2 tRNA genes are annotated in these 314 nt (G+C 43.3%); both read right to left on the bottom strand.

Annotated features, from left to right (window positions below):
• Nucleotides 1-76: 76 nt before the first annotated feature.
• Nucleotides 77-149, bottom strand: a tRNA-Ala gene (locus FD25_RS06185).
• A 19-nt stretch (nucleotides 150-168) separates the two neighbouring features.
• A tRNA-Ile gene (locus tag FD25_RS06180) sits at nucleotides 169-243 on the bottom strand.
• Nucleotides 244-314: the final 71 nt, after the last annotated feature.

Here is a 314-nt window from a genome sequence, read left to right as displayed (position 1 = left end):
ATTATCTTTAATAATTAAAGGAAAATAATTGATAATATCTAGTTTTCAAAGAACAAACTTGATGCTCTCGCATCAATGGAGAATAACGGGATCGAACCGTTGACCCCCTGCTTGCAAAGCAGGTGCTCTCCCATCTGAGCTAATTCCCCATATCGACCTTACGGTCAATGGGCATAAATGGACTCGAACCATCGACCTCACGCTTATCAGGCGTGCGCTCTAAACCAGCTGAGCTATACGCCCAAAAAAGCACATAAGGTTTGAGGGTAGACCCCTCAAAACTGACCATTGTTTCGACAAAGTATGTGTAGCCT

This window comes from Levilactobacillus acidifarinae DSM 19394 = JCM 15949 (assembly GCF_001434835.1).
Lineage (GTDB): Bacteria > Bacillota > Bacilli > Lactobacillales > Lactobacillaceae > Levilactobacillus > Levilactobacillus acidifarinae.
This window is presented reverse-complemented; position numbering and strand designations above follow the sequence as displayed.